22 protein-coding genes are annotated in these 23,263 nt (G+C 67.4%); 7 read left to right on the top strand and 15 right to left on the bottom strand.

All coding sequences use genetic code 11. From position 1 onward, the window contains the following. Positions 1-16 precede the first annotated feature (16 nt). Positions 17-2,215 (bottom strand): hypothetical protein, encoded by a 2,199-nt coding sequence (locus ASF61_RS06115; protein ID WP_056152527.1) that lies wholly within the window; start codon positions 2,213-2,215, stop codon positions 17-19. A 163-nt stretch (positions 2,216-2,378) separates the two neighbouring features. Between ASF61_RS06115 and fumC the strand changes: the two genes are divergently transcribed. The 3 genes from fumC (at position 2,379) to ASF61_RS06100 (ending at position 4,562) form a co-directional block, all read left to right on the top strand. Next, positions 2,379-3,767, top strand: coding sequence for a class II fumarate hydratase (fumC, locus tag ASF61_RS06110; RefSeq protein ID WP_056152524.1), 1,389 nt, complete (start codon positions 2,379-2,381; stop codon positions 3,765-3,767). 130 nt (positions 3,768-3,897) lie between these two features. Continuing rightward, on the top strand, positions 3,898-4,116 hold the full coding sequence (locus ASF61_RS06105; protein ID WP_056152521.1) for an RNA-binding S4 domain-containing protein: 219 nt from the start codon (positions 3,898-3,900) through the stop codon (positions 4,114-4,116). A 152-nt stretch (positions 4,117-4,268) separates the two neighbouring features. Beyond that, positions 4,269-4,562 (top strand): DUF883 domain-containing protein, encoded by a 294-nt coding sequence (locus tag ASF61_RS06100; RefSeq protein ID WP_056152516.1) that lies wholly within the window; start codon positions 4,269-4,271, stop codon positions 4,560-4,562. Between the two features lie 168 nt (positions 4,563-4,730). Here the strand turns inward: ASF61_RS06100 and ASF61_RS06095 are convergent, their stop codons facing one another. From ASF61_RS06095 to ASF61_RS06055, 9 genes are all read right to left on the bottom strand, one after another. Further along, a complete protein-coding gene (locus ASF61_RS06095; RefSeq protein WP_056152513.1) occupies positions 4,731-6,488 on the bottom strand; it encodes a DUF692 family multinuclear iron-containing protein in 1,758 nt (585 codons plus the stop codon). Positions 6,489-6,502: 14 nt separating this feature from the next. After that, entirely contained in the window at positions 6,503-6,775 is a 273-nt protein-coding gene (locus ASF61_RS06090) for a DUF2282 domain-containing protein (RefSeq protein WP_056152509.1), read from the bottom strand. Positions 6,776-6,886: 111 nt separating this feature from the next. Next, complete coding sequence (locus ASF61_RS06085) at positions 6,887-7,087, bottom strand: YjfB family protein (RefSeq protein WP_056152625.1); 201 nt, start codon at positions 7,085-7,087, stop codon at positions 6,887-6,889. Between the two features lie 52 nt (positions 7,088-7,139). Then, positions 7,140-7,697, bottom strand: coding sequence for a molybdopterin-guanine dinucleotide biosynthesis protein B (gene mobB, locus ASF61_RS06080; protein ID WP_056152506.1), 558 nt, complete (start codon positions 7,695-7,697; stop codon positions 7,140-7,142). 80 nt (positions 7,698-7,777) lie between these two features. After that, positions 7,778-7,978: a hypothetical protein gene (locus tag ASF61_RS06075; protein WP_156369476.1), complete on the bottom strand. Its 201-nt coding sequence runs from the start codon at positions 7,976-7,978 to the stop codon at positions 7,778-7,780. Positions 7,979-8,045: 67 nt separating this feature from the next. Further along, positions 8,046-8,717, bottom strand: coding sequence for a general secretion pathway protein GspB (locus ASF61_RS06070; protein WP_056152498.1), 672 nt, complete (start codon positions 8,715-8,717; stop codon positions 8,046-8,048). 3 nt (positions 8,718-8,720) lie between these two features. After that, positions 8,721-10,616, bottom strand: a complete 1,896-nt coding sequence (locus ASF61_RS06065; RefSeq protein ID WP_056152495.1) for an ExeA family protein — start codon at positions 10,614-10,616, stop codon at positions 8,721-8,723. A 30-nt stretch (positions 10,617-10,646) separates the two neighbouring features. Then, on the bottom strand, positions 10,647-11,174 hold the full coding sequence (locus ASF61_RS06060) for a hypothetical protein (RefSeq protein WP_156369475.1): 528 nt from the start codon (positions 11,172-11,174) through the stop codon (positions 10,647-10,649). A gap of 4 nt (positions 11,175-11,178) precedes the next feature. Beyond that, positions 11,179-11,322, bottom strand: coding sequence for a hypothetical protein (locus tag ASF61_RS06055; protein ID WP_229205732.1), 144 nt, complete (start codon positions 11,320-11,322; stop codon positions 11,179-11,181). 192 nt (positions 11,323-11,514) lie between these two features. On the opposite strand from ASF61_RS06055, the gene ASF61_RS06050 reads away from it, so the two are divergent. From ASF61_RS06050 to ASF61_RS06035, 4 genes are all read left to right on the top strand, one after another. After that, entirely contained in the window at positions 11,515-12,501 is a 987-nt protein-coding gene (locus tag ASF61_RS06050; RefSeq protein WP_056152488.1) for a BadF/BadG/BcrA/BcrD ATPase family protein, read from the top strand. Between the two features lie 105 nt (positions 12,502-12,606). Beyond that, positions 12,607-13,704 (top strand): N-acetylglucosamine-6-phosphate deacetylase, encoded by a 1,098-nt coding sequence (gene nagA, locus ASF61_RS06045; protein WP_056152485.1) that lies wholly within the window; start codon positions 12,607-12,609, stop codon positions 13,702-13,704. 68 nt (positions 13,705-13,772) lie between these two features. Beyond that, on the top strand, positions 13,773-15,227 hold the full coding sequence (gene nagZ / locus ASF61_RS06040; protein WP_056152619.1) for a beta-N-acetylhexosaminidase: 1,455 nt from the start codon (positions 13,773-13,775) through the stop codon (positions 15,225-15,227). Between the two features lie 125 nt (positions 15,228-15,352). Next, a complete protein-coding gene (locus tag ASF61_RS06035) occupies positions 15,353-16,684 on the top strand; it encodes a hypothetical protein (protein WP_056152483.1) in 1,332 nt (443 codons plus the stop codon). 62 nt (positions 16,685-16,746) lie between these two features. Here the strand turns inward: ASF61_RS06035 and ASF61_RS06030 are convergent, their stop codons facing one another. From ASF61_RS06030 to ASF61_RS06010, 5 genes are all read right to left on the bottom strand, one after another. After that, entirely contained in the window at positions 16,747-17,664 is a 918-nt protein-coding gene (locus ASF61_RS06030) for an NAD(P)/FAD-dependent oxidoreductase (protein WP_056152479.1), read from the bottom strand. Beyond that, positions 17,639-18,103 carry an Rrf2 family transcriptional regulator gene (locus tag ASF61_RS06025; RefSeq protein ID WP_056152476.1) on the bottom strand — a complete coding sequence of 155 codons (465 nt, stop codon included), beginning with the start codon at positions 18,101-18,103 and terminating at the stop codon, positions 17,639-17,641. Before ASF61_RS06025 ends, ASF61_RS06030 begins: the two co-directional genes overlap by 26 nt. Positions 18,104-18,169: 66 nt before the next feature. Next, positions 18,170-20,035 (bottom strand): glycoside hydrolase family 15 protein, encoded by a 1,866-nt coding sequence (locus ASF61_RS06020; RefSeq protein WP_156369474.1) that lies wholly within the window; start codon positions 20,033-20,035, stop codon positions 18,170-18,172. Beyond that, positions 20,032-20,802: a trehalose-phosphatase gene (gene otsB / locus ASF61_RS06015; RefSeq protein WP_082491242.1), complete on the bottom strand. Its 771-nt coding sequence runs from the start codon at positions 20,800-20,802 to the stop codon at positions 20,032-20,034. Before otsB ends, ASF61_RS06020 begins: the two co-directional genes overlap by 4 nt. Further along, positions 20,802-23,090: a trehalose-6-phosphate synthase gene (locus ASF61_RS06010; protein ID WP_056152473.1), complete on the bottom strand. Its 2,289-nt coding sequence runs from the start codon at positions 23,088-23,090 to the stop codon at positions 20,802-20,804. Before ASF61_RS06010 ends, otsB begins: the two co-directional genes overlap by 1 nt. Between the last annotated feature and the right edge of the window lie 173 nt (positions 23,091-23,263).

The raw sequence follows: 23,263 nt of genomic DNA, 5'->3' as shown, positions 1-23,263 counted from the left end.
ACTGCCGTGCCAGCGCTCAAGACTGGACTGCCGGTCCCGGAGCCGCCCACTCTGGCGTGGGCACTTCGTGGAACTCGTCGCCGGCCGCTTCGGTTGCGCCCGGTTTCTTGCGGAAGCCTTGCCAGATCTTCATCGGCGCACCGGATTTCTTGCGCCGCAGGTAGAACAGCGCACCAGCGCCAGCAAGCAGCGCCGCCCCGGCACCGCCGATGATCAGCGGCAGATGGCTCGACGCTTCTTCGGGCGGCTTTTCCTTCTTGTATTTCAGCTTGGGCAGGACGCGGCGCTGCGGTACCGGCGCTGCGGCAGGGGCCGCAGCAGCGTCCGGCGTGCTGACGGAGGCGGAGGCTGCTGGAGCGCTCGCGGCAGGCGCGCCCGGCGTGGCCGCCCTGGCTTCGCCAAGGCCGGACGCGATGGCCAGTGGCTTGGCGGTATCCGCTTCGGCGTGCGGCGCAGTGGGTGCGGAAGTTGCCGCAGCAGCGGACGCGGCCCGCGTGCTGGCATCGCCAGCCTCGGCAGCGGCATCGGATGCGGCCTGTGTGCCGGCGCTGCCAGCCTTTCCAGCGACAGCGGACGCGGCCTGCGTGCTGGCACCGCCAGCCTTTGCAGGGGCATCGGACCCGGCCTGCGTGCTGGCGCTGCCAGCCTTTGCAGCAGCAGGCGCCGAGGCCGGTGGCACCTGTGGCGATGCCGGCGCAGCAGCAGTAGCGGCAGGAGCAGCGGCAGCCGCGCCAGCCGTCCCGCCCACCGCAAACTGTAACTGCTTCATTTTCTTTTCCAGCTCTGCCAGCTTGCTCGACAGCGCCTGGCTCTGCAGGTCGAGCGCGCGGCACTCCCTGGCGCTGGCGCCGGTCGGCGCGCAGGCCGCCGGCGCGGATTTTTTCACGCCGGCCGGCAACGGTAACGGCGGCAGCGGCAACAGCGCTTGCGACACCTGCACCGGCGGCGCGCCAGCAGCGTCCGACTTGGCAGCAGACTGGCTGTCCGCCTTCCCTGCCAGCGTCACGGCCGGCATCACAGCTGCCTTGCCACCCGGGCTGTCAGCCAGCCTTCCCTGCGACCTTGCCGCCGGCTTCGCTGCGCCAGCGTTGGCTGCAACGTGGGATCCGGCATCGTGTCCCGCATTGACATTGGCGCCACCCGCTGCGGTGCCAGTCGCTGCAGCGGACGCTGCGTTGGGTCCGGCAATGGCTGCGGTGCCAGTCGCTGCTCGGGACGCTGCGCCAGGCGCAGCATTGGCTGCGGCATGAGGTGCCGCGCGGGATGCTGCGTTTGTTCCAGCGTTGGCTGCGTCGCCAGTTGCTGCACGGGTCGCTGCGCCAGGCGCAGCGTTGGCTGCGGCATGAGGTGCCGTGCGGGACGCTGCGCTTGTTCCAGCGTCGGCTGCGTCGCCAGTTGCTGCACTGTTCACTGAATTGCCCGCTGCGTTTTTTGCATGCAGGCCCGGCACCGCCGCAAGCCTGTTCACACTCTGGGCGGCAGGCTGGGCGATGGCGCTGGCGTCTGCCTTGGCCGGACTGGTCGCGGCGCTCCTGGCGGACGCGTTCACGCGTGAGCCCAGTGCTTCGGAAATGCGTTCGGGAATGTCTCGCACCGGCACCAGCGCCGGCGTCCGTGCCTGCGCGGCAGCGGCTTTCAAGCCGCCCGGCCCGCCGACTTCCGATTCGTGGAACGATGGCATCGGCGCCGGTCGCGCGCGGTCGCGGACCGTACGCGCAGCGCTTGCCGCTGCAGCATCGATTGGCCTGGACGACTCGCCCGCAGCGAGGACAGCAGGCGCAACCGCGGCCGGCGCCGCCGCAGCGGTGGCCCGGGGCGGTGGCGCCGGGTTGGGATCGGGCTGCAGCCATACGGTGGCCAGACGGATATCGCGCCGGCCGCCCGCACTGAGCTCGACATAGACGTGCACGTAGTCCGCATTGACGGGGCTGGCTGTGGCCAGATGCAGCACATCCTTGCCGTCGCGCTTGAGCACCGTCATCCTGACCGAGGCCAGTGCCGGGTTCATGGTGATGCTGGCGCCGCGATAGACGTCCGGCTGCGCCAGCCGCGCCTGCACCGGGCCGCCGTCGCCAGCGAGCAGCTCGACATCGGCCGACAAGGGCTGGCCGATGTAGGAGCGCGGAGAAATATCGCCCAATTCGGCAGCATCCACCACCGGCGCCAGGGCCAGCAGCGTCAGCGCAGCAAGCAGGCGCGGAACATAATCAGTCAAGAAGCGTTGCATAATCGATAGGTCACCGAGGCGACATCCGGGAATCTTCTTCATTAACGGCTGGAAATTGCGTTTTTGTAGCCCTCAGTTAATTTTTCCGAACTGCGCTACACTGGACCGTGCCTATCAGGCAAGCATGATGACAACCCACAAAGGAATTCATATGAGTACCCGCAGCGAAAAAGACAGTTTCGGTCCCATCGATGTGCCATCCGAACAATTGTGGGGCGCGCAAACCCAGCGCTCGCTCGAGCATTTCCACATCTCCACCGAGCGCATGCCGCCCGAGCTGATCCACGCGCTGGCCAGCGTCAAGCGCGCTGCGGCCCGCGTCAACCTGGACCTGGGCCTGCTCGACGGCGCCAAGGCCACCGCGATCACGCGCGCCGCCGACGAAGTGCTGGCCAACCAGCATCCCACCGAATTCCCGCTGGCCGTGTGGCAGACCGGCTCGGGGACGCAGTCCAACATGAACATGAACGAGGTGCTGGCCAACCGCGGCTCGGAGCTGATGGGCGGCGTGCGCGGCGAAGCGCGGCTGCTGCACCCGAACGACGATGTCAACAAGGGCCAGTCGTCGAACGACATCTTCCCCACCGCCATCCACGTGGCCGCCGCCCAGGCACTGGCCAACAACGTGCTGCCGGGCCTGCGCCAGTTGCGCGCCAGCCTGCAGGCCAAGGCCGAGGCGTTTGCCGATATCGTCAAGATCGGCCGCACCCACCTGCAGGACGCCACGCCGCTCACGCTGGGCCAGGAATTTTCGGGCTACGTGGCGCACCTGGACTTTGCCGACCACGCGATCCAGGCCGCCCTGCCCGGCGTGCTGCAGCTCGCCGCGGGCGGCACGGCGGTCGGTACCGGCCTGAACGCCCATCCCGAATATGCGACCCGCATCGCCGCCGAGCTCGAACACACGCTGGCGCTGCCGTTCCGCACGGCCGAGAACAAGTTTGCCGCGCTGGCCGGCCACGACGCGCTGCTGGCGGCGCACGGCGCGCTGAAAACGCTGGCGGCAGCGCTGATGAAAATCGCCAACGACGTGCGCTGGATGGCTTCCGGTCCGCGCTCGGGCCTCGGTGAAATCACGATACCCGAAAACGAACCGGGCAGCTCCATCATGCCGGGCAAGGTCAACCCCACCCAGTGCGAGGCCGTCACCATGCTGTGCTGCCAGGTGTTCGGCAACGACGTGGCGATCACCATGGGCGGTGCCTCCGGCAACTTCGAACTGAATGTCTACAAGCCGCTGATTGCCCACAACTTCCTGCAGAGTGCGCGCCTGCTGGCCGATGGCATGCGCAGTTTCGAGGAACACTGCGTGCACGGCATCGCGCCCAACCGCGACCGTATCGCCGAGCTGATGGAGCGTTCGCTGATGCTGGTGACCGCGCTGGCGCCGCACATCGGCTACGACAAGGCAGCGTCGATCGCCAAGAAGGCCCAGCACGAAGGCACCACGCTCAAGCAGGCCGCGCTGGCGCTCGATTACGTGACGGCCGAACAGTTCGACGAATGGATCGTGCCGCTCGATATGACCCGTCCCGGCTGAACGCGGCCCGTCCAGACGAGTTCCTTCCGGAAATATGCATGGTCACGGTACACTGCGCGCCTGCCGGAATGCCGCTACACTAGTGCAGGGTAGCGGCGCCGCGCCTGAAAACCATGTATCAGAGGAAAAAATGCAGAAAGTCAGTTTTGAATTGAACGGGGAATTTGTCGAGTTGAATCAGTTGCTCAAGCTCGTGGGATTGTGCGACAGCGGGGGCGCCGGCAAGATGATGGTGGCCAGCGGCGACGTCAAGGTCGATGGCAAGCAGGAGCTGCGCAAGACGGCCAAGATCCGCGCCGGACAGCAGGTCACCGTCGGCGACATCCGCATCAGTGTCGATCCTGCATAATTTATTTGCCCCATGGAAATAATGCGCTACACTGAAATGCATTGCGCAGTCCATGACGCCGCGTAAGCCGGACGGCGGGCGCGCCTCGTACAGTGTGAAGTCGCGTGCCGATCGCGGCACAGTCGTGTGAACTTATTGAACAGGGGGACGTCATGGACGGTCCACAACCAGCCAGACCTACCCAGGAGCGCTTGCTCGGCGATCTGCGCGAAGTGATCGAGAATGCTGAAGAATTGCTGAAGAACACCACGCAATACAACGGCGCCCTGTATGAAACCGCGCGCGGCAAGCTGGCCCAGGCGCTGCAGGCGGCCACCGAGGAACTGGCGCGCTTCGAAGACGCCCACATCGGCCGCATGATGGAACTGACCGCGCGCGCCAACCAGCTGCACGCGGACCTGACCGGCGAAGCGCGCCTGCTGCGGGCCTTCCACCGCGAGGTCTGAGAAGCCGATCACCCCTGCTGCGCGGCCTGCCATGGCTGCTGCGGCATCCGGCGCAACCGTTGGCGCTGGCCCTGCTCCCGACGATCAGGCGCCGCCCGCGACACTTTCTGATCTTCCTTCAGGCTGCCAATGCCGCCACTTTTTGCAGCGGCCTTCAAGCGGCATCCGCTACGGATCAACGTCTGCGGCAACAATCAACTGCAGGTCCAGCCACTGGCGCAGGTGCGCCGCCACGTCCAAATCTGCTTCCACTGCGAATGCCGCATCGAGCGCTGCACCGAAGGTGCCGCCCGCATGCAACACCGCCAGCGCCGCATGGCCACCGGCGCCCTGCGGCGCCACCTGCACGCGCCACCCCGGCCGCGCCACTACCGCGTATTCCTGCACTGCCAGCGCGGCAGGGAAGGCCCCGGTGGGCACCTGCTGGTGCGCCAGCCACAGCGACACCACCGCCCACGGGGAACGAAACGGCAGGCAGGCTTCGTGCAGACGCAGCCGGGACGCTTCCAGCTGCGCCGGCGCCATGGCCGCCAGTTGCTGCGCCGTGACGGGGGCGGCATCGGCAGCGTAATGGGCGCGGTGCACGGCCCACTCGAGGCGCGCCATGTCGGCCAGATAAGGCAATTGCGCCACGTGCGGGAAATCGTCGAGAAACGCGCCGAGCCGGGCGCCGAAGCGATGGAGATTGCCGTCCTGCGACGGCCATGCCCGACCGTAGGCGCGCGCCAGTGCGCCGAAGAATTGGTCGCCCACCAGCGCTGCCACCACGGGGTAAGCCGCCGCCAGCGCCTTGCTCGCGGTGGCAGCCAGGTTGCCGCGATACAAACCCAGACGATGCGCGTTGTGCGGATGCGCACGCCACAGCGCCAGTGCCGGCGCTGCCGCATCGGCGCTGGACAGGGCGTCGGCGAACAGTTGCTGGTCCTGCGCCAGCGTGGCAACCGGCAGCTGCCCGCTGTCCGGCAGCGTACCGGCGAACGGTTGCCGGACCCCGACCCGCGGGGCTGCGGAAAGGTCCTCGGCAGGCACCGCTGGACCGGCACCCGGCTCCGGCACCGCTGCCGCCCTGCTCACGCTCATCTGCGGCGCTGGCGCATCGCTTTTTTCCTGTGCGGACAGCGTCCGCGCCTTGTCGGCTTCGCCCAGCAGCACCGCCAGCGGCGGCACATCGGTATCCCATTCGATCAGGGTCGGCACGGCGCCAAAGCGTGCCAGCGCCGCCTGGTACAGTTGCCAGACCGGCTCGGCCACGGCGGCGCCGTGGTGGTCGATCACTGCCTGCGGCGTCACCAGGTGGCCGCCCAGGTGCAACTCGCCCACCGTGCCGGCAGCGATGGCGTGCAGGGCGGCCAGCGCATCTTCGCCGTGGTTGCACTGGTTGACATACAGGTTGTTGATGTCGAGCAGCAGGCCGCAGCCGGTGCGCGCAGCCAGCGCTGCCAGAAATTCCGCTTCGCTCATGCTGTCGGCATGAAAACGGGCATAGGTGGACACGTTTTCCAGCAGCAGTTGCCGTTGCAGCACGTGCTGCACCCGGTCCACGCGCGCGCACAGCAGGTCGAGCGCGGCAGCGTCGAGCCGCAGCGGCAGCAAGTCGTTCAGGTGGCGATCGTCCACCGCGCTCCAGCACAGGTGCTCGGACACCAGGCAGGGTTCGATGCCCGCCACCAGGTCGCGCACGCGCGCCAGGTGCTCGGCAGAAAAGCCGCGCGCCGATCCCAGGCCCAGTCCCACGCCATGCAGGCTGACCGGATAGTCGCGGCGCAGCTGCTGCAGCACCTGCCAGTCGCGGCCCGCGCGCTGCAGGTAGTTTTCGGTGTGGACCTCGAGCCAGTCCACGGCCGGGCGCTGGTCGAGAAACTGCTGGTGGTGCCGTGCACGCAGGCCCACGCCAACGCCCAGGCCGCCCCGGGGCGCTGCCGGCATGGCGCGCCGACCGCTCAACCGCCTTGCTTGGCGGGCGGGGTGGTCTTGCCGCCGGCTTGATCGCACGTTCCCTTGGGAACGTATTTCCATTCGGTCAAGGCATTGTCGGTACTGGCCTGGCCTGCGCACGAGTGCGAACCGTCCGAGGCTGCGCAGTCGTTCTGACCGGCCTTGGCGACACCGTAGCATTTTTCGCTGTTGGCAGCGCCTTCCATGCCCGCGCTGGCGGTGCCGGTCGTGCAGGCGGCAGCCAGGGCGGCGGCGATCAGGGCGTGACGTTGATTCATGATGGGTTCTCCAGAAAGATGGTCGGCAGGCGCAGCGTAGCAGCAAATCTGCTGCCACGGCTAGTCTGTCCGCCTGTTCCGCTCCCCCGGTAACCCGGCGCCCGATGCGGGTCAGGCGGTGGTGTTGATGGTGTTGCCGAGGTTGGCAGGCAGGCGCGGCGCTGATGGCACCGGCGGGATCGCTTCGAGCAGCGCGTTGGCGCTGGACGCCTGCAGATCCTGCGCCTTTTTCAGCACGGCGATCCCCACCGCCTGCTTGTTGCCGGTGTCGGCGATGCTGGTTGCTAACTGTGCAATACCGGTGACGTCCATGATGTCCTCCATTAAGGCGTATCCCCTGATTACGGCAGCATGCGCGATAACTTTAGGCTGGCAACGACAAATCGGCGCGTTTTTTTTCGACCAGCGCCAGCAGCCAGTCCAGCACGTCCAGCGGCGCATTCAGATCGAGCCACACCGTGCTGTCCGGCAATTCCGCCGGACGCGGCAGGTCGGACGCCACCGCCACCACGTGCGGATCGTGCGGATACAGCGGTTCACGGCCCTGCCCGCGCCGGTACACTTCCAGCTTGTCGATCGGGTATTTTTTAAAGCCTTCGAGCAGGGTCAGGTCGGCCGGCGACAGGCGCGCCAGTTGCTGTTCCAGCGTCGGTTCGGGAGCACCGCGCAGTTCGTGGACGATGGCGTACCGGAACGGCGACGCCACCATCACCTCGGCTGCGCCGGCCATGCGCAGGCGCGCACTGTCCTTGCGCGGCGGTTCCAGTTCCAGGTCATGATGGCTGTGCTTGATGACATTGACCTTCAGACCACGGTCCGCCAGCCGGGCGATCAGGAACTCCAGCAGCGTGGTCTTGCCACTGCCCGAGGTGCCGATCACGCCCAGGACCTGGCGCAGCGTTGCGGAACTTGCATGATGCATCGATAACTCTCCCTGCAACGTCGTTGCTCTTGCCGGACATTATACGCAGCAACATTCGACGCAGCAGGTTCCGCTCGCCCCTACTCCTCGTCGTGCTGACGGAAGCGGTCGCTGCGGGAGCGGCTGTTCGCCAGCAGGATCAGCAGCAGACACACGAGCGCCGTGAGATAGGTGCTGGGTTCGTTGTCGATGGCGGTATAAACCATCTGCGCGGCCGCATGGGCGTGCGGCATGGCGATGACGGCGGCGATCAGGAACGGCAACAGCGTCAGGTATTTCATGGTCATTCCCTGCTATGGTTGCAATGGAGAACACCATATCATCGCCGCGTGACGCGTTGATGACAATTTAATATGGAACGCGGTAGCGATAGCCCTTGTAACTGAACACCGCTTCTTTCGGATGCAGCTTTTCCAGCAGCAGCCCGGGCGCGACCTCCTCGCCTTCGTGGCGCAAAATCTTATCCACCAGCAGCAGCCGGTCGGCCGGATTCTTCGAATAGATGTAACCGCCCACCGCCACCTGCGGAATCGCTCGCTGGATCGGTTCCGGCAGCTCGCGCAGGTTCAGCACCGGCTCTTCGACCTTGCCGGCCGCTGGCGGCGCAACGGTGGCAGCGGACGCAGGCGAAGGCGACGGCGACGGCTGCGTCAGCGGCGTCGTCACCACAGCGACGGGCGGCGGCAAGGCTGCGACCGGGGCCGCCAAGGCAGCGCTCGGACTCTGCGCCGCGGCGGACGTTCGCGCCGTGGCGGGCGTGGTGACCGGTTCCGACGGCGCCGGCACGGCAGAAGTCGTGGGTGGCACAGGCGCCACCGTCCCGGCCGGCCGCAAGACCAGCACCAGCAGCACCACGATGGCAACTGCCATGGCGGCCAGCGCCAGCACCAGCGGCGTCTTCAGGCGGCCGCTGGCAGCAGCTTCGGCGCCGGCCTGCAGGCTGGGCGCGTGGATGGTGGGCGAGTTGCCGAGCTGGCGTTCGGCCTGCGCTTTTTTCAGCGCTTCCAGAATGTACGACATCGATTATTTCCCCGCGCCGGCGACAGACTGCGCCAGCAGGCGCGGCTCCTGTACGCCGCCCAGCTGGTAGAGCCGGATAAATGTTTTCGGACCGGCCACGCCGTCCGCCTTGAGCTGCTGCGCCGCCTGGAAGTCGCGCAGGCGCTTGCGCAGCGCCGCGTCGAGCGGCTGGTCTGCCGCCGGCGTCGCCAGTTCGTACAACTGCGCCAGGCGCTGCGCCAGCCAGTCGACGTCGGGGCCGTGGTCACCGGCCGCCACCTGGTCGCGCCAGTTGGCCGGCGCACGCCAGTAGGTGGTGAAGTCGCCGTCGAGACGCCGGGCCAGCGCCGCGACGCTCACGCGTTCGGTCTTGCCGCCCGGCGTGACGAGGGTGGCGCCGCTGGCGTCGAGCGCGGTCAGCAGCACGTAGGCGGGAATCACGTGGTTGTCGCGCAGCGTGAGCACGGCGGGCCGGTCGAGCTGGCGCAGCTCGTCGATGCCGCCCCGGGTTTGCAGGCAGCGCAGGTTCAGGCGCGCGGCGGCGGCGCACGGATCGCTGCCGGTGAGCGCCAGTCCCCACAGTCCGGCCAGCTGGCGCAGCGCGGCAGCCTTGTCGGTCACGCCCGTTTGCGCGCGCGACGCGGCCGAAGCGGCGAGGTCCGCCGGTGAAGACGGCGACGACGATGCAGCCGCGCCAGCCACTGCCTGCGAGGTTGCGGGCAGCGGTGCGGCTGCGCCGGTCGCAGACGCCGCCCCGGGAGAGTGCACAGCCAGCGGCGCAGCTGCGCCCGACGCAGACACGGTGTCGGGCAGCGGCACCGACTGCACAGCAGTCGCCAGGGCCCCTGGCGACGCCGCGGCAGGCGCGCCAGCCGATGCCGCCACTGCCAGCCCTGCCGTGTTCGACGCTGCCCCGGCCGGCGCAGCAGCGGGCCCCTGCGGCGCCGCCAGCGCCGGACCGGACACTGCGGCCGGCACTGCTGCCTTGCCGCGCTGCCCGTCGGTTGAATGCCATAGCACCACGCTGAGCACCACGCCGCCGGCCACTCCGGCCGCCACCAGCGGCCAGCGCGCGCCGGCGGTGGCGCCCTGCCCCGCCTGCTCGGCGCCGGCAAACACTTCGGCTGCCGCGCGCCGCAAGATCGTGCGCGATACCTGCGGCTGGTTTTCCACGTAGGCGCCCAGCAGCGCGCGGTCGCACAGCAGGTTGATGCGGCGCGGCACGCCCTTGGTCAGCCGGTGCACCAGCCCCATCAGGCGGCGCGGAAACGGCGCGATCGCTGCCGCGCCGGCCACCGCCAGGCGGTGTTCGATATAGGCCGACGTTTCCGCCTCCGACAGCGAACCGAGGTGGTAGCGCGCAATCACGCGCTGCGCCAGTTGTTCGAGCTCGGGCCGGGCCAGCATGGTGCGCAGCTCGGGCTGGCCGATCAGGATGATTTGCAGCAGCTTGCGCTCGCTCGTTTCCAGGTTGGTCAGCAGGCGCAGCTGCTCCAGCACCTCGGCCGACAGGTTTTGCGCCTCGTCGATGATCAGCACGTTGTTGCGCGCCTGGGCATGGCTGGCCAGCAGATAGGCGTTGATCGCATCGACATAGCGCTTGACGCTGGCCGCGCCCTGCTGCGGCAAGCCGATGCCGAACTCGTCGCAGATGGTCAGCAGCAATTCCTCGACCGTCAGCTTGGGGTTGAAGATATAGCCGAGCTTGCAGTTCTCGGGAATCTGGTCCATGAAGCAGCGGCAGACCGTGGTCTTGCCGGCGCCGATCTCGCCGGTCAGCAGCACGAACCCGCCGCCGCTGCCGATGCCATAGAGCAGGTGCGCCAGCGCTTCGCGGTGGCGCTCGCTCATGAACAGGTAGCGCGGGTCGGGCGCAATCGAGAATGGCGATTGCTTCAGGTTGAAGTAGTGCGTGTACATGAAAACCTTGAAAGTGCGCGTGCCGGTATTTTACTTCGGTGGCCTCTGCACGGGGGGCGGCTGCACCGGCGGCAAGGGCTTGTATTTGGCGCAATAGATCTTCGAGCGGGTATCGAAATAGACGATGCGGCTGGCAGGTTTGGCCTCGCGCACCGGGTAGGCCGAGGTATCGATGCGGACGTAATGCACACCGACCTGGGTGATGATCGCTTGCTGCAGTTCCTCGGGCGTGGCCTCGGCCACGGCGCCGACGAAGACATAGGTGCTGGTGTCGTCGCTGACCATCACTTCCGGTATTTCGCGGCCCCACAGCGTGGCGCCGTCGGTACGGAACCAGAAGGCGCCGCCCTCGTGCTTGTACGGCTGGCCGAAATGTCTGACCAGGTAATCGTAGTAATACCGGTTGGCCGTCTGGTCGCGGCACAGCAGGCCGTTGCCGATGATGGCGCCGAACGTGGTGGGGACATTCTGGGCGCTGGCCGGTGCCGGCATCGCTGCGGCATACGCCAGCAGCAGGGACAGCGCACCGCGCCGCAGCCCAGGCAATCGACCGCGCACCGGATCAGGCCTTGGACAGCCAGGCGCGGTTGGCGCTGATGCGCGCCTTGGCGGTGGCCGGCAGGGCGTCGTAACAGCCCGGGTACTGTTTCAGCGCGGCTTCGCGTATTTCTTTCTGCAAGCCGTTAATCAAAAAGATATACAACACTCCACCTTCCTTGGTATTTTTGGTCCCCAGGTATTTGATCATATGCAATCCTCGGTCGTCGGCGCTTTGTGGACGCCTTCATTATGACATTATCGGCACCCGGCACGATAAATTGAATGCCCGAACCGGCGGCGCCAGCCAGCACCGGCCAAACATTTTGACAGTGTGCTCGGCCACCCTCTATAGTGCCGCATGATCGAATTTCTTCTCGGCGTAGACGGCGGCGGTAGCGGCACCCGGGCCTGCTTGGCGCGCGCGGTCCCGGCCGGCGGCGGCGCCCCTGCCCCTGCCCCTGCTGGCGCTGCTGCCCCTGCTGGCGCTTGCGCCCATACTGCCCTCACCGTGCTCGCCACCGGCACAGCCGGCCCGTCCGCCCTGTCGCTTGGCGTCGAGCGTGCGTGGGCAGCTGTCGAGCAGGCGGTCGCCGCTGCGTTTGCCGGCGCCGGCCTGCCGCCGGCGCCCCGCTCGACGGTGGCGCTCGGCCTCGGACTGGCCGGGGTCCACCACCGCCTGTGGGCGGCGCAATTTGCTGCAGCCGATCCCGGCTACGGCCGCCTGGCGCTGGCATCGGACGGTTACACCACGGTGCTCGGGGCGCACGACGGTGCGCCCGGCGCCATCATCGCCCTGGGCACCGGCAGTGTCGGCGAAGTGCGGCTGGCCGACGGCTGCCACGTGGAAGTGGGCGGCTGGGGCTTTCCGTCCGGCGACGAGGCGGGCGGCGCCTGGATCGGTCTGCACGCCATCAACCACCTGCAGCACAGCTTTGACGGCCGCCTGGCGCCGAACGCATTCGCCGACGCCGTGGCGCAAGCGTGCGGACTCGACCCGGACGCCACACGGCGCCGCGATCCGGCCGCGCGCGAACTGCTGCAGCAGTGGCTGGCCGGCGCCGCGCCGGCCCGGTACGCGCAGCTGGCGCCGGTGGTGCTGCGCCATGCCGCCGACAGCGAGGCCGCGCACGCCATCGTGCAGGCGGCCGGCGCCCAGGTGGCGCGCATTGCCGCAGCCCTCGACGCCGGCGGCACGCTGCCGCTGGCGCTGTGCGGCGGGCTGGCCGCGCCGCTGCACCCCTACCTGCCGCCGGCGCTGCAGGCGCGCGTGGTGGCGCCCCGCGGCGATTCGGCGGCCGGCGCGCTGCGGCTGATACGCCAGCACCTCGATGAAGCACCACGCTGACGGCATCAACCACGCATTCATCACCCATAATTCACGCATCAGTCACCCATCAGTCACGCATTATTCACGCCTCATTCACGAATTAAACACGCAAGCGGAGTCGCCATGCGCGCAGCAATCACCGGCAATATTCTCACTCCCCACGGCTGGCGCCACGGCCAGATCGGCTTCGACACGCATATCGCCGCCATCACCGGCGACGCGGTCGATCCGGCAGCCAATGGCGACCACTACATCCTGCCCGGCTTCATCGACCTGCACGTGCACGGCGGTGGCGGCAAGGACGTGATGGAAGGCGGCGATGCGGTAGCCACCATCGCCGCCGTCCACGCCTGCCACGGCACCACCAGCCTGCTGGCCACCACCATGACGGCGCCGCCCGAGGACATCCGGCTGGCGCTGGCGGCCATCGGCCGCGCGGCGGCGGCGCGCGGTCCGGGCCAGGCGCGGGTACTGGGCGCGCACCTGGAAGGACCGTATATCAACCCCGGCAAGCTCGGTGCGCAGCCCGCCTACGCGCGCGCGGCCACGCTGGCCGACGTGCGCGCGCTGGAAGCGCTGGCGCCGTTAAAGCTGATCACGGTGGCGCCCGAAATCGACGGTCACCTGGCGCTGATCCGGGAACTGGCCGACGCCGGCATGCGGGTGCAGCTCGGTCACACCGCCGGCGCCTACGAAGACGGCAAGGCGGCGCTCGAGCATGGCGCCCACGGCTTCACCCACCTGTTCAATGCCATGACCGGCCTGCACCACCGCGAGCCCGGCATGGTGGGCGCAGCGCTGGCCCATGCGCAGTACGCGGAGGTAATCCCCGACCTGCTGCACGTGCATCCGGGCGCGATCCGCACCGCGCTGCGCTGCATCCCGAAACTGTATTGCGTGACCGATTCCACCGCCGCCACCGGCATGCCGGACGGCCAGTACATGCTGGGCCGGCAGGTGGTGATGAAATGCATGGGCGGCGTGCGCCTGCCGGACGGCACGCTGGCCGGCAGCGCGCTGACCATGGACCAGGCCCTGCGCAACCTGGTAGGTATCGGCCTGACGCTGGCGGACGCCTCGGCGCGCGTGTCCACCTATGCGGCCGATTACCTGGACCTGCCCGACCGCGGCCGCCTTGCCACCGGCGCCTGGGCCGACCTGGTGGTGCTGGACCGCGACCTGCAACTGAAAGCCGTGTACCTGGAGGGCGAACGACTGTGAACGATATTAACGATAATAACGATATTAACGATATAAAGGATTTCCGCCGGCTGGCCGGCCAGCTGATCATGGTCCGCTTCCCCGGCACCACGCTCGATGCCGCCACTGCCGCTTTCCTGAAAGCCAATAGCATCCGCGCCGTCTGCCTGTTCCGCGCGAACATGACCGACGCCGCCCAGCTGTCGACACTGACGGCCGACCTGCGCGCCGTGATGGGGCCGCAGTCGCTGATCGCCATCGACCAGGAGGGCGGCGCCGTGGTGCGCGCCACCTGGGTGCCGGCGCCGCCATCGGCGATGGCGCTCGGTGCGGCCGACGACGCCGAACTGGCGCGCCGCACCGGCGCGGCAGTGGCGCGCGCGATCAGGGCGCTGGGTTTCAACTGGAACTTCGCGCCGGTGCTGGACCTGAACAACAACCCGTACAACCCGGTGATCGCCGAGCGCTCGTTTGGTGCCGAGCCGCAGCGCGCCGCCGCGCTGGCGCTGGCCTGGATGGACGGCAGCCATGCGCAAGGCGTGGCCTGCTGCGTCAAGCACTTCCCCGGCCACGGCGACACCAGCGTCGATTCGCACCGCGACCTGCCCACGGTGGACAAGCCGGTGGCCGCGCTGGAACAGCTGGAACTGGCGCCGTTCCGCACCGCTTCCGCCACCGCGCCGGCCATGATGACCGCCCACATCGTCTATCCGACACTCGATGCCGACAATCCCGCCACCATGTCGCGCGCCATCCTGCACGACCTGCTGCGCGCGCAGTGGGACTATCGCGGCGTGATCATCACCGACGGCATGGACATGCACGCGATTGCCGACCGCTACGGCGTCGGCCAGGCGGCAGTACGGGCGCTCGGCGCCGGCGCCGACATGGTAATGGCGCTGGGCACGCCGCAGACCCAGGAACAAACCGTGGCCGCAATTGCCGCCGCCATCGCCGCGGGCGCACTGCCGCTCGCCGAGGTGCAGCAGCGGCTGGACCGGCTGGCCGCGCTGGCGCGCGCCTACCCGTGCGGGCAGCAGCCGTATGGACCGGATGAGGAGGACGCCGACCGCGCGCTGATGGCCGAAGGCTGGCAGCGCGCACTGACTGCGCACGGCCAGCCGCAGCGCCCGGCCCCGGACGCCAGGCTGCGGCTGGTGATGCGCCAGGACGTGGTCAGCGACGGCGTATCGGAAGCGGGCGTGCCGGCGGCGCGCGTGGCCGCATCCCTGCGCCGCCTGTACGACGTCGAGCTGGTGACCTATGCCGATGCCGACGCCTTCGACTGGCGCACGCTGCCGCGGGACGGGCGCTACACGGTGCTGGCGTCGACCTCGCGCCTGCGCTACGGCGCGCACGCGCGTCGGACCTGGCGGCCCGACCTGCACCTGGCGCTATGGAATCCCTACCAGGCGCTCGACATCGCCGCGCCGGCCCTGCTGACCTACGGTTTTGCGCCGCCGGCGCTCGACGCGATCAACGCCTGGCTGGCCGGGACGCTGCCGGCGGCAGGCCGCGCACCGGTGCCCGGATTCGGCGCCTGAGGCGGCCGTCACACGCTTGAATCCGGCGCAGATGTCATATTTTATGTAACAATACGCGCGCTTGGCCGCCGCGCCCTGCGCCCGCCGCCTCCAAAAAACCAATGTCTTTGATTGAAGGATTACACATGTCCCATATCCGTCTTGCCCGTATTAGCCTGATCCTGGCCGCCATCGGCCTGAATGCCGCTCCCGCCATGCTGGGCATGAACGTGGTCCACGCCCAGGACAAGGAAAAAGCCGCTGCCGAAGCGCCGAAAGAGGCGGTCCGTCCCGAGATCTACAAGCTGATCGACCCGGCCCAGATCAAGCCGCTGCTGGACGCCAAGAACTACGCCGAAGTCAAAACCCGCATCGATACTGCGGCCGCCATGCCCAACCTGACGCCGTACGAAACCTTCGTGCTGAACCAGATGCGCGTGCAGGTCGGCCAGGGCACGGGCGACAACGCCATGACCATCGCGGCGCTGGAAGCGATGATCGATTCGGGCCGCCTGCCGAAGGAAACCAAGCTGCGCTTCATCGACGCCATCGGTTCGATCTACTACAGCAACATCAAGGATTACGACAAGGCCATCGTCTGGTTCAACCGCTACGGCGCCGAGTCGGGCGACACGGCCAAGCAGCGCCAGTTCATCATCCGTTCGTACTTCCTCAAGGATGACTACGCCAACGCCAAGACCGAAGTCATGAAAGACATCGCCGCCGCCAAGCAGGCCGGCACCGCGCCGTCGAAAGACACGCTGAACCTGCTGGGCAATATCGGCATCAAGACCAAGGACACCGATCTGTACCTGAGCGCGGTCGAAGACCTGGTGCGCTACTACCCGAGCGAAGACTACTGGTTCGACCTGCTCAACCGCACGCGCGGCAAGAAGACCTTCAACCAGCGCCTGGACCTGGACATGGCGCGCCTGAAGGCGGTGGCCGCACCGTCGAAGATGGAAGCCGAAGACTACCTGGAGCAGGCCGAACTGGCGTCGCTGGGCGGCTTCTTCACCGAAGCGAAGATCGCCATCGACAAGGCCTATCCGAACGGCGATATCCCGGCCGGAAAGAACAAGGCAGCGATCGTCAAGATCCGCGACACCGCCACCCGCGGCGCCGCCGACGATGCCAAGAACATCGATTCGGGCATCGCTGCCGCGCAAAAATCGAAAGACGGTATCGGCCTGGTCAACCTCGGCTACAACTACATCACGCTGGGCCAGTTCGACAAGGGCATCGACCTGATGAAGCAAGGTATCGCCAAGGGCGTGGCGAAAAACCCCGAAGACGCCAAGCTGCGCCTGGGCTACGCCCTGGCCATGGCCGGCAAAAAGGACGAATCGGTCAAACTGCTCGAAACCATCAAGGGCGACGACGGCCGCGGCGACCTGGCCCGCTTCTGGATCATCTACCAGAACAAGCCAGCCACCACCGCTGCCCCGGCAGCACCAGCAGCACCGGCAGCCAAGTAAGCCGCTGCAAGCCACGAAAAAGCCGGCAACCGCCGGCTTTTTTTACGTCGCGTGCAGCCGGGTCAGGCCGCTGGCGCGCCGAAGATCGTGAGGCGGTGGGCGGCGACGCCAGCCAGGGCGCCGTCGGCCACTGCCAGCGCGACGTTGCCGGCGGCGCGGGCGGCGTCGCCGCAGGCGAATACGCCGGCCACGCTGGTGGCCTTGGCGGCATCGGTGCGCACGAACAGGCCGGTCGGCCCCTCTTCCATCGCGCATCCGAGCTGTTCGGCCAGCGGGCTGGCGCTGTGGGTGCGGCTCATCACGAACAGGCCCGCCATCTCCAGCGCGCGGCCGTCCGCCAGTTCCACCGTGGCGTGACCGACGATGCGCGCCACCGCCGTGCGCTCGATGGCCACGCCGCGCGCTGCCAGCGCCGCCAGCTGTTCCTGGTCGGGATCGAACGCACCGTTGAGAAACAGCGTGACCTGGCCCCAGTCGGGCAGCATCAGGGCGTGGTGCATCGACAGCGGCCCGACCGCCAGGACGCCGATGCGCCCTGCCATCAGTTCGTAGCCGTGACAATACGGGCAGTGAAACACGCTGGCGCCCCAGCGCTCGGCCAGGCCCGGTAGCGCCGGCAGTTCGTCCACCACGCCGGTGGCCAGCACCAGCGCCTGCGCACCGGCGTCACGGCCGTCGTTGAGCGTGATGCGAAAGCCGTCGTCCAGGCGCGCGGCGCGGGCGGCCATGCCCTCGCGCCACTGGACGGTCGGATAGCTGAGCAGCTGCGCCCTGCCATCGGCCGCGATCGCCGCTGCCTCGCGGCCATCCTGGCCGAGAAAACCGTGCGAATGCCGGGCGTAGCGGTTGCGGCGCTGGCCGGTGTCGATCACCAGCACGCGGCGGCGCGCACGCGCCAGCTGGGTGGCAGCCGACAGGCCGGCATAGCTGCCGCCGACGACGATGACGTCGAACTCAGTCGACCGATGGTGGATGTTCATGGAGGGCTCCCCGGTGGTTGGCATAATCGCGGTTGAAACGGGCCGACAGCGCGGCCAGCGTCACGTCCTTGAAACGCTCGATCAGCAACGCTTCCGCCTCGTCGAAAGCAGTGGCCAGGGCGTCGTTGACGGCCCGCTCGACCAGGCATTGCGGCTGTTCGCTGCGGTTGCCCATGGCGAACACGGTGGGCGAACCGAGCGCCGAATAAATGTCCCACAGCGTGACCTGCGCCAGGTCGCAGGTGATGACCCAGCCGCCGCCATGGCCCTTGCCGGAACCGACATAGCCACGCTCGCGCAAGCCGGCCAGCACGCGCCGGACCAGCACCGGGTTGGTATCGAGGAAGCCGGACAGCTCCTCGGAGGTGAACGGGCGGTCGGCCTGCGCCATGTGCAGCAGCACGTGCAGGATGGAAGATAGTTTGCTGTCGCGTCTCATGTAACTAATGATAGTACATAAAACGCGATCGTGCACGCCGGCCGCAAAATCAGCCGGCGCAGGCGCTTACACCACGCTGTCCCACGGCGCCGACAGCCGCATCGCGCAGTTGATCAGGCCCACCATCGAGTACGTCTGCGGGAAGTTGCCCCACATCTCGCCGGTGACGGGATGGGTGTCCTCCGACAGCAGCCCCAGGTGATTGCGGGCCTTGAGCATGGTCTCGAAGATGGCGCGCGCTTCGTCCTTGCGGCCGATGCGGGCCAGCGCGTCGATGCGCCAGAAGGTGCAGATGTTGAACGCGGTTTCCGGTTTGCCGAAGTCGTCGGGCGCTTCGTAGCGGCGCATGTACGGACCGTCGCACAGGGTCTTCTCGAGCGCTTCCACGGTCTTGATGAAGCGCGGGTCCATCGGGTCGATGAAGTTCACTTCCACCATCAGCAGCACGCTGGCGTCGAGGTCGCGCCCGCCCAGGCTTTCCACGAACGCCTGGCGCTCCTCGCTCCAGGCGTCGCGCAGCAGCGGTTCGCGGATCTGGTCGGCGCGGCCCTGCCAGTAGGCGGCGCGCTCGGGCAACTCCAGCACGTGGGCGATCTTCGACAGGCGGTCGCAGGCGGCCCAGCTCATCAGCATCGACGAGGTGTGGACGCGGGCGCGGGTGCGCAGCTCCCACATGCCGGCGTCGGGCTGGTCGTGCACGCGGAACGCCTGTTCGCCCACCGCTTCGAGCAGCGCGAATTCGGCCACGCCGGCGCGGTTGAGCAGCCGGTGGTCGAGGAAAGCCTGGGCCGCGCCCAGCACCACGTTGCCGTACACGTCGTGCTGGAAGTGTTCCTGCGCCTGGTTACCGACGCGCACCGGACGGTGGCCGCGGTAGCCGGGCAGATGGTCGAGCGTCGATTCCGGCAGCTGTTCTTCCAGGCCGATGCCGTACAGCGGCTGGATGTGGCCTCCCTTGGAGCTGGCAACGATGTTGCTGAGCCAGCGCAGGTACTCTTCCATCGTCCCCACTTCGGACAGGCTGTTGAGCGCGCGCACGACAAAGAAGGCGTCGCGCAGCCAGCAGAAGCGGTAGTCCCAGTTACGCTCGCTGCCGGGCGCTTCTGGAATGCTGGTGGTCATGGCCGCGATGATGGCGCCCGTATCCTCATACAGCGACAGCTTGAGCGTGATCGCCGCGCGGATCACCACGTCCTGGTACTCGAACGGCAGCGCCAGGCGGCGGCTCCAGTTGCGCCAGTAGTTGATGGTCTCTTTTTCAAAACGCAGGCAGATGTCCTCGATACCGTCGTTCAGCGTTTCGTCCGGCCCCAGCGTGAAGTTCAGCGAATTATTCACCAGGAACCAGGATTCGGACAGCAGGTGGCTCAGCGACGCATCGGTGTTGAGGCGCAGCGTCTGCTCCGGTCCCACGTAGCGGATGTGGTGGCTGCCGCGCGTGATCTGCGGCGTGATGCGGCCCCAGTCGAAGCGCGGGCGCACGCGCACGCGGATGCGCACGGCGCTGTTGAGGATGCGGATGCGGCGGATCAGCATGAGCGGGCGGAACATGCGGTCGCGGCTCATGAAGCGCGGCGCGAAGTCGGTGATCTCGATGCCGTGGTTGTCGGCGTCGGTCAGGCGCGTGCGCAGCACGGCGGTATTGGGATCGTAGAACTGTTCGGTCTTGACGCAGTTTTCCAGCTCGATGCTCCACACGCTGCCGTTATCGGAGTTGTCGAGCAAGGCATTGAACACCGGGTCGCCGTCGAAGCGCGGCAGGCAGCACCAGACGATGTTGCCGCTCTTGTCCACCATGGCGTTATACGAGCAGTTGCCGATCACGCCGCAGTTGAGCGACGCTTCGGGAGTGACCGGGGCGCGCACGGGGCCCAGTGCAGTCGGTGCGACCGGAATGCCCGGGGTGACCGGTGTGCCGGTGGTGGTGGTCATGGCGTGTCTCCTTCGCTGGTTGGACTGGTGGATGCGGCGGCCTGCGCCAGTTGCGCATGCAAGGCCTGCGGCGAGGCGAGGCGGCAGCGCGCCGCACTCGGTCCCGCGCCGATCTTCACGCCCACGCCGCCCAGTTGCTGCGCGTAGGCGATGCCGGCTTCGTCGGTGGTGTCGTCGCCGACGAAGACCGGCCTGCGGCCCTTGAACGGGGCCTCCTGCAAAAACTCGGCCACGGCGCTGCCCTTGTTGGTGGCTGCCGGTTTCAACTCCAGCACCATCTTGCCATGTAACAGGACGGTACCCGGGGCCGCCGCCAGCGCTGCTGCCATCGCCTGTTCGCACTGCCCGCGCAGGCCCGGCGCCAGCCGGTAATGCAGCGCCAGGGCGCCGCGCTTTTCTTCGAGCAGCAAGCCGTCATGGGCCAGCACCAGCGCGCGCAGGATCGCCTGCGCAGCGTCGAGCGACGGTGCGCTGGCAATGTGCAGCTGGCCCGCGTGATCGCGCCGCTCGGCGCCGTGCACGCCGGCCACCGGCAGTTTCAATGGCGCCAGCATGGCGTCGATCTGCGCGATCGGACGGCCGCTGACGATGGCCAGCCGGCCTTCCAGCTTGGCGGCCAGCGCGGCCAGCACCTGCACCAGGCCGGGCGCCACCAGCACCGTGTCGGGGGTTTCGGCCAGCTCGACCAGGGTGCCGTCGAAGTCGAGGAACACTGCGCCATCGAGCCATTGGTTCAGGTGAAAATCTTCTGTTGCAGGCGTCATCATCACCCCACCCGGCGCAAGTTGCTGCGGCTGTGCGCACGGATCTTCTGCATCACTTTCTCGCGCTTGCGCAAGCGTGCGGCGTCGAGCAGCATATGGCCTGCCCAGCGATACACATTGAAGCGGCGCACGCGGTCGCGCATGCTGCGCATCCGCTCGACCTGTTCGACCACCGGCATGGTCAGACCGCGGTACAGCGCATCGGCGCCCTGCTCGATGTGATACGGGTTGATGATCAGCGCTTCGTGCAGCTCGCGCGCTGCGCCAGTGAACTGCGACAGCACCAGCGCGCCGCGTTCGTCGTCGCGGGCGGCGATGAATTCCTTGGCCACCAGGTTCATGCCGTCGTGCAGGCTGGTCACCATGCACACTTCGCTGGCGCGGAAGTAGCGCTGCAGTTCGTTCTGGTCGTGGTGCTCGATCTTCAGGATGATCGGCAGGTAGCCGTCCTTGCCGTGACGCTGGTTGACCTTGTCGGCCAGCTTGCGCACGCGCTGTTCGAAGTTCATGTATTCCTCGAGGTCGGAGCGGCTCGGCGCGGCGATCTGCACGAAGCTGAATTTGCCGATCATCGACGGATGCATTTCCAGCATGCGGTCCACGGCCTGGAAGCGCTCGAGGATACCCTTGGTGTAATCGAGGCGGTCGACGCCGAACGCCAGCAGGTGGTCTTCCGGTACGCCGAGGATCTGGCGGATCTCGGTACGGCACACGTCCACCGGCACGGTGTCCGGGTAGTCGGGCCAGGCGATCGAGATCGGGTAGTCCTCCACCTGGGTCAGCTCGTTACCATACGAGATGGTGGACGCTTCCGGCTCGATGCGGGTTTCCAGGTAGCGGTCCACCGTGTCGAGGAAGTTCTTGCGGTGGAACGGCGTGTGGAAGCCGAGGATGGTGCTGCCCAACATGCCTTCCAGGATCTCTTCGCGCCACGGGCAGATGCCGAACGATTCCGAGTTCGGCCAGGGGATGTGCCAGAACGTGATAATCGTCGCCTTCGGCAGCGCCTCGCGCACCATGCGCGGCAGCAGGGCGAAGTGATAGTCCTGCACCAGCACCACCGGGTTGTCGGTGCGCGCTTCCTTGATCACGGCGTCGGCGAAGCGGCGGTTGACCTTTACGTATTCTTCCCAGTCCGACGAGCGGAACACGGGACGCACGTGGGCGATATGGCACAGCGGCCACAGGCCCTCGTTGGCGAAGCCGTAGTAATAACCCTTCTCTTCTTCCTCGGTCAGCCACACGCGGCGCAGCGTGTAGCTCGGATTTTTCGGCGGTACCGGCACGTGGTCGTTCTTGTCCACGGTCTCGCGGTCGGCGCTGCCGGCGCCGTGGGCGATCCAGGTACCGGAGCAGGCGCGCATCACCGCTTCCACCGCGGTCACCAGGCCGGAGGCGGGCCGGCGCACCTTGACGCTGCCATCGGCCGACTTTTCGTGGATGTACGGTTCGCGGTTGGAGACCACCAGCACCTGGTCGCCGGCCAGGTCCTGCTGCAGCAGGGCCTTGAGTTTTTCGGGCGCCCAGTCGGCGCCGTTGCTCGAGTAGCTGCCGCTGTCGCTGTGCTGGCGCTCCTGGTGGTATTCCTCGAGCAGGCTGCGCAGCTCGCCGATCAGCGGCTCCATCTCCGGCGGCGGCGGCGGCGCATCGGGATCGGGCTTGGCGGTGGCGCGCGGAATCAGCTGCCCGCGCAGCACGTCATTGAGGCTGGCCAGCCAGCCGCGCCAGCTCAGGTGCGATACCAGCAGCGTCAGGAAGGCAATCGCCACGGCCAGCAGCGCAAAGAAGCCCAGCACGTACTTGGTGGTCTCGGCGCTGCGGCGCTCGATGAAGCTCATGTCGTGCACCAGGATCAGGCGACCGAGCTCGGTGCCGGCATCCATGATCGGGGTTTCGGCCACGTGCACCGGACCGCGCGGCAGCTGCACCAGCGACTTGCGCGCAGTGCCGTCGGCCGGCGTATTCCAGCAGCCCAGCGATTGCGGATAGGTGTAGGTCTTGTACAGCAGCTTGCCCGACGCATCGCAGAAGCCCAGCGCGAACAGGCGCTCGTCCTCGATGGCGCCATCGAACAGGCGCTTGATGTGGGCGCTGTCGTTGAGCAGCACGTCTTCGCGCAGCGGCACCTGCAAGGTGGTGGCCAGCAGCTGCGAACGGTTGTCGAGATCGCGCAGCGACCAGCGCAGCGTGAGCTTGTCCATCAACGGTACAACGATGTAGGCGAACAGGCAGAGCAGGATCGCCAACGGCAGGATGAAGCGTAGAGATAATTTTACTGAACGTGACAACATGAAGAATTCCTCTCAGGAGATTGCAGAGTGGCAGCGAATCGCGACATCTTCGGATGGATGCGTACAATCGACCTCAGCCCGCCTATTGTTTCATTATTGACGGGAATGCATTTGTTCGTTAGCGCACGCATAAGGGGAATTGTGCGACGCAATAAGGCCCCATTCACTACAAT

The sequence above is a fragment of the Duganella sp. Leaf126 genome (assembly GCF_001423125.1).
In the GTDB taxonomy this organism is placed as follows: Bacteria; Pseudomonadota; Gammaproteobacteria; order Burkholderiales; family Burkholderiaceae_D; genus Rugamonas.
The sequence above is the reverse complement of the archived record's forward strand: the minus strand, read 5'-3'. Positions and strand labels throughout refer to the sequence as shown.

Coding starts and splice junctions, on each gene's coding strand:
- ASF61_RS06035 (WP_056152483.1), top strand. CDS start 15,353: ATGTCCCATATCCGTCTTGCCCGTATTAGCCTGATCCTGGCCGCCATC.
- mobB (WP_056152506.1), bottom strand. CDS start 7,697: ATGCATCATGCAAGTTCCGCAACGCTGCGCCAGGTCCTGGGCGTGATC.
- nagZ (WP_056152619.1), top strand. CDS start 13,773: ATGGTCCGCTTCCCCGGCACCACGCTCGATGCCGCCACTGCCGCTTTC.
- ASF61_RS06075 (WP_156369476.1), bottom strand. CDS start 7,978: ATGAAATACCTGACGCTGTTGCCGTTCCTGATCGCCGCCGTCATCGCC.
- ASF61_RS06010 (WP_056152473.1), bottom strand. CDS start 23,090: ATGTTGTCACGTTCAGTAAAATTATCTCTACGCTTCATCCTGCCGTTG.
- ASF61_RS06070 (WP_056152498.1), bottom strand. CDS start 8,717: ATGTCGTACATTCTGGAAGCGCTGAAAAAAGCGCAGGCCGAACGCCAG.
- ASF61_RS06095 (WP_056152513.1), bottom strand. CDS start 6,488: ATGCCGGCAGCGCCCCGGGGCGGCCTGGGCGTTGGCGTGGGCCTGCGT.
- ASF61_RS06100 (WP_056152516.1), top strand. CDS start 4,269: ATGGACGGTCCACAACCAGCCAGACCTACCCAGGAGCGCTTGCTCGGC.
- ASF61_RS06090 (WP_056152509.1), bottom strand. CDS start 6,775: ATGAATCAACGTCACGCCCTGATCGCCGCCGCCCTGGCTGCCGCCTGC.
- ASF61_RS06065 (WP_056152495.1), bottom strand. CDS start 10,616: ATGTACACGCACTACTTCAACCTGAAGCAATCGCCATTCTCGATTGCG.
- ASF61_RS06020 (WP_156369474.1), bottom strand. CDS start 20,035: ATGACCACCACCACCGGCACACCGGTCACCCCGGGCATTCCGGTCGCA.
- nagA (WP_056152485.1), top strand. CDS start 12,607: ATGCGCGCAGCAATCACCGGCAATATTCTCACTCCCCACGGCTGGCGC.
- ASF61_RS06030 (WP_056152479.1), bottom strand. CDS start 17,664: ATGAACATCCACCATCGGTCGACTGAGTTCGACGTCATCGTCGTCGGC.
- fumC (WP_056152524.1), top strand. CDS start 2,379: ATGAGTACCCGCAGCGAAAAAGACAGTTTCGGTCCCATCGATGTGCCA.
- otsB (WP_082491242.1), bottom strand. CDS start 20,802: ATGATGACGCCTGCAACAGAAGATTTTCACCTGAACCAATGGCTCGAT.
- ASF61_RS06025 (WP_056152476.1), bottom strand. CDS start 18,103: ATGAGACGCGACAGCAAACTATCTTCCATCCTGCACGTGCTGCTGCAC.
- ASF61_RS06105 (WP_056152521.1), top strand. CDS start 3,898: ATGCAGAAAGTCAGTTTTGAATTGAACGGGGAATTTGTCGAGTTGAAT.
- ASF61_RS06050 (WP_056152488.1), top strand. CDS start 11,515: ATGATCGAATTTCTTCTCGGCGTAGACGGCGGCGGTAGCGGCACCCGG.
- ASF61_RS06085 (WP_056152625.1), bottom strand. CDS start 7,087: ATGGACGTCACCGGTATTGCACAGTTAGCAACCAGCATCGCCGACACC.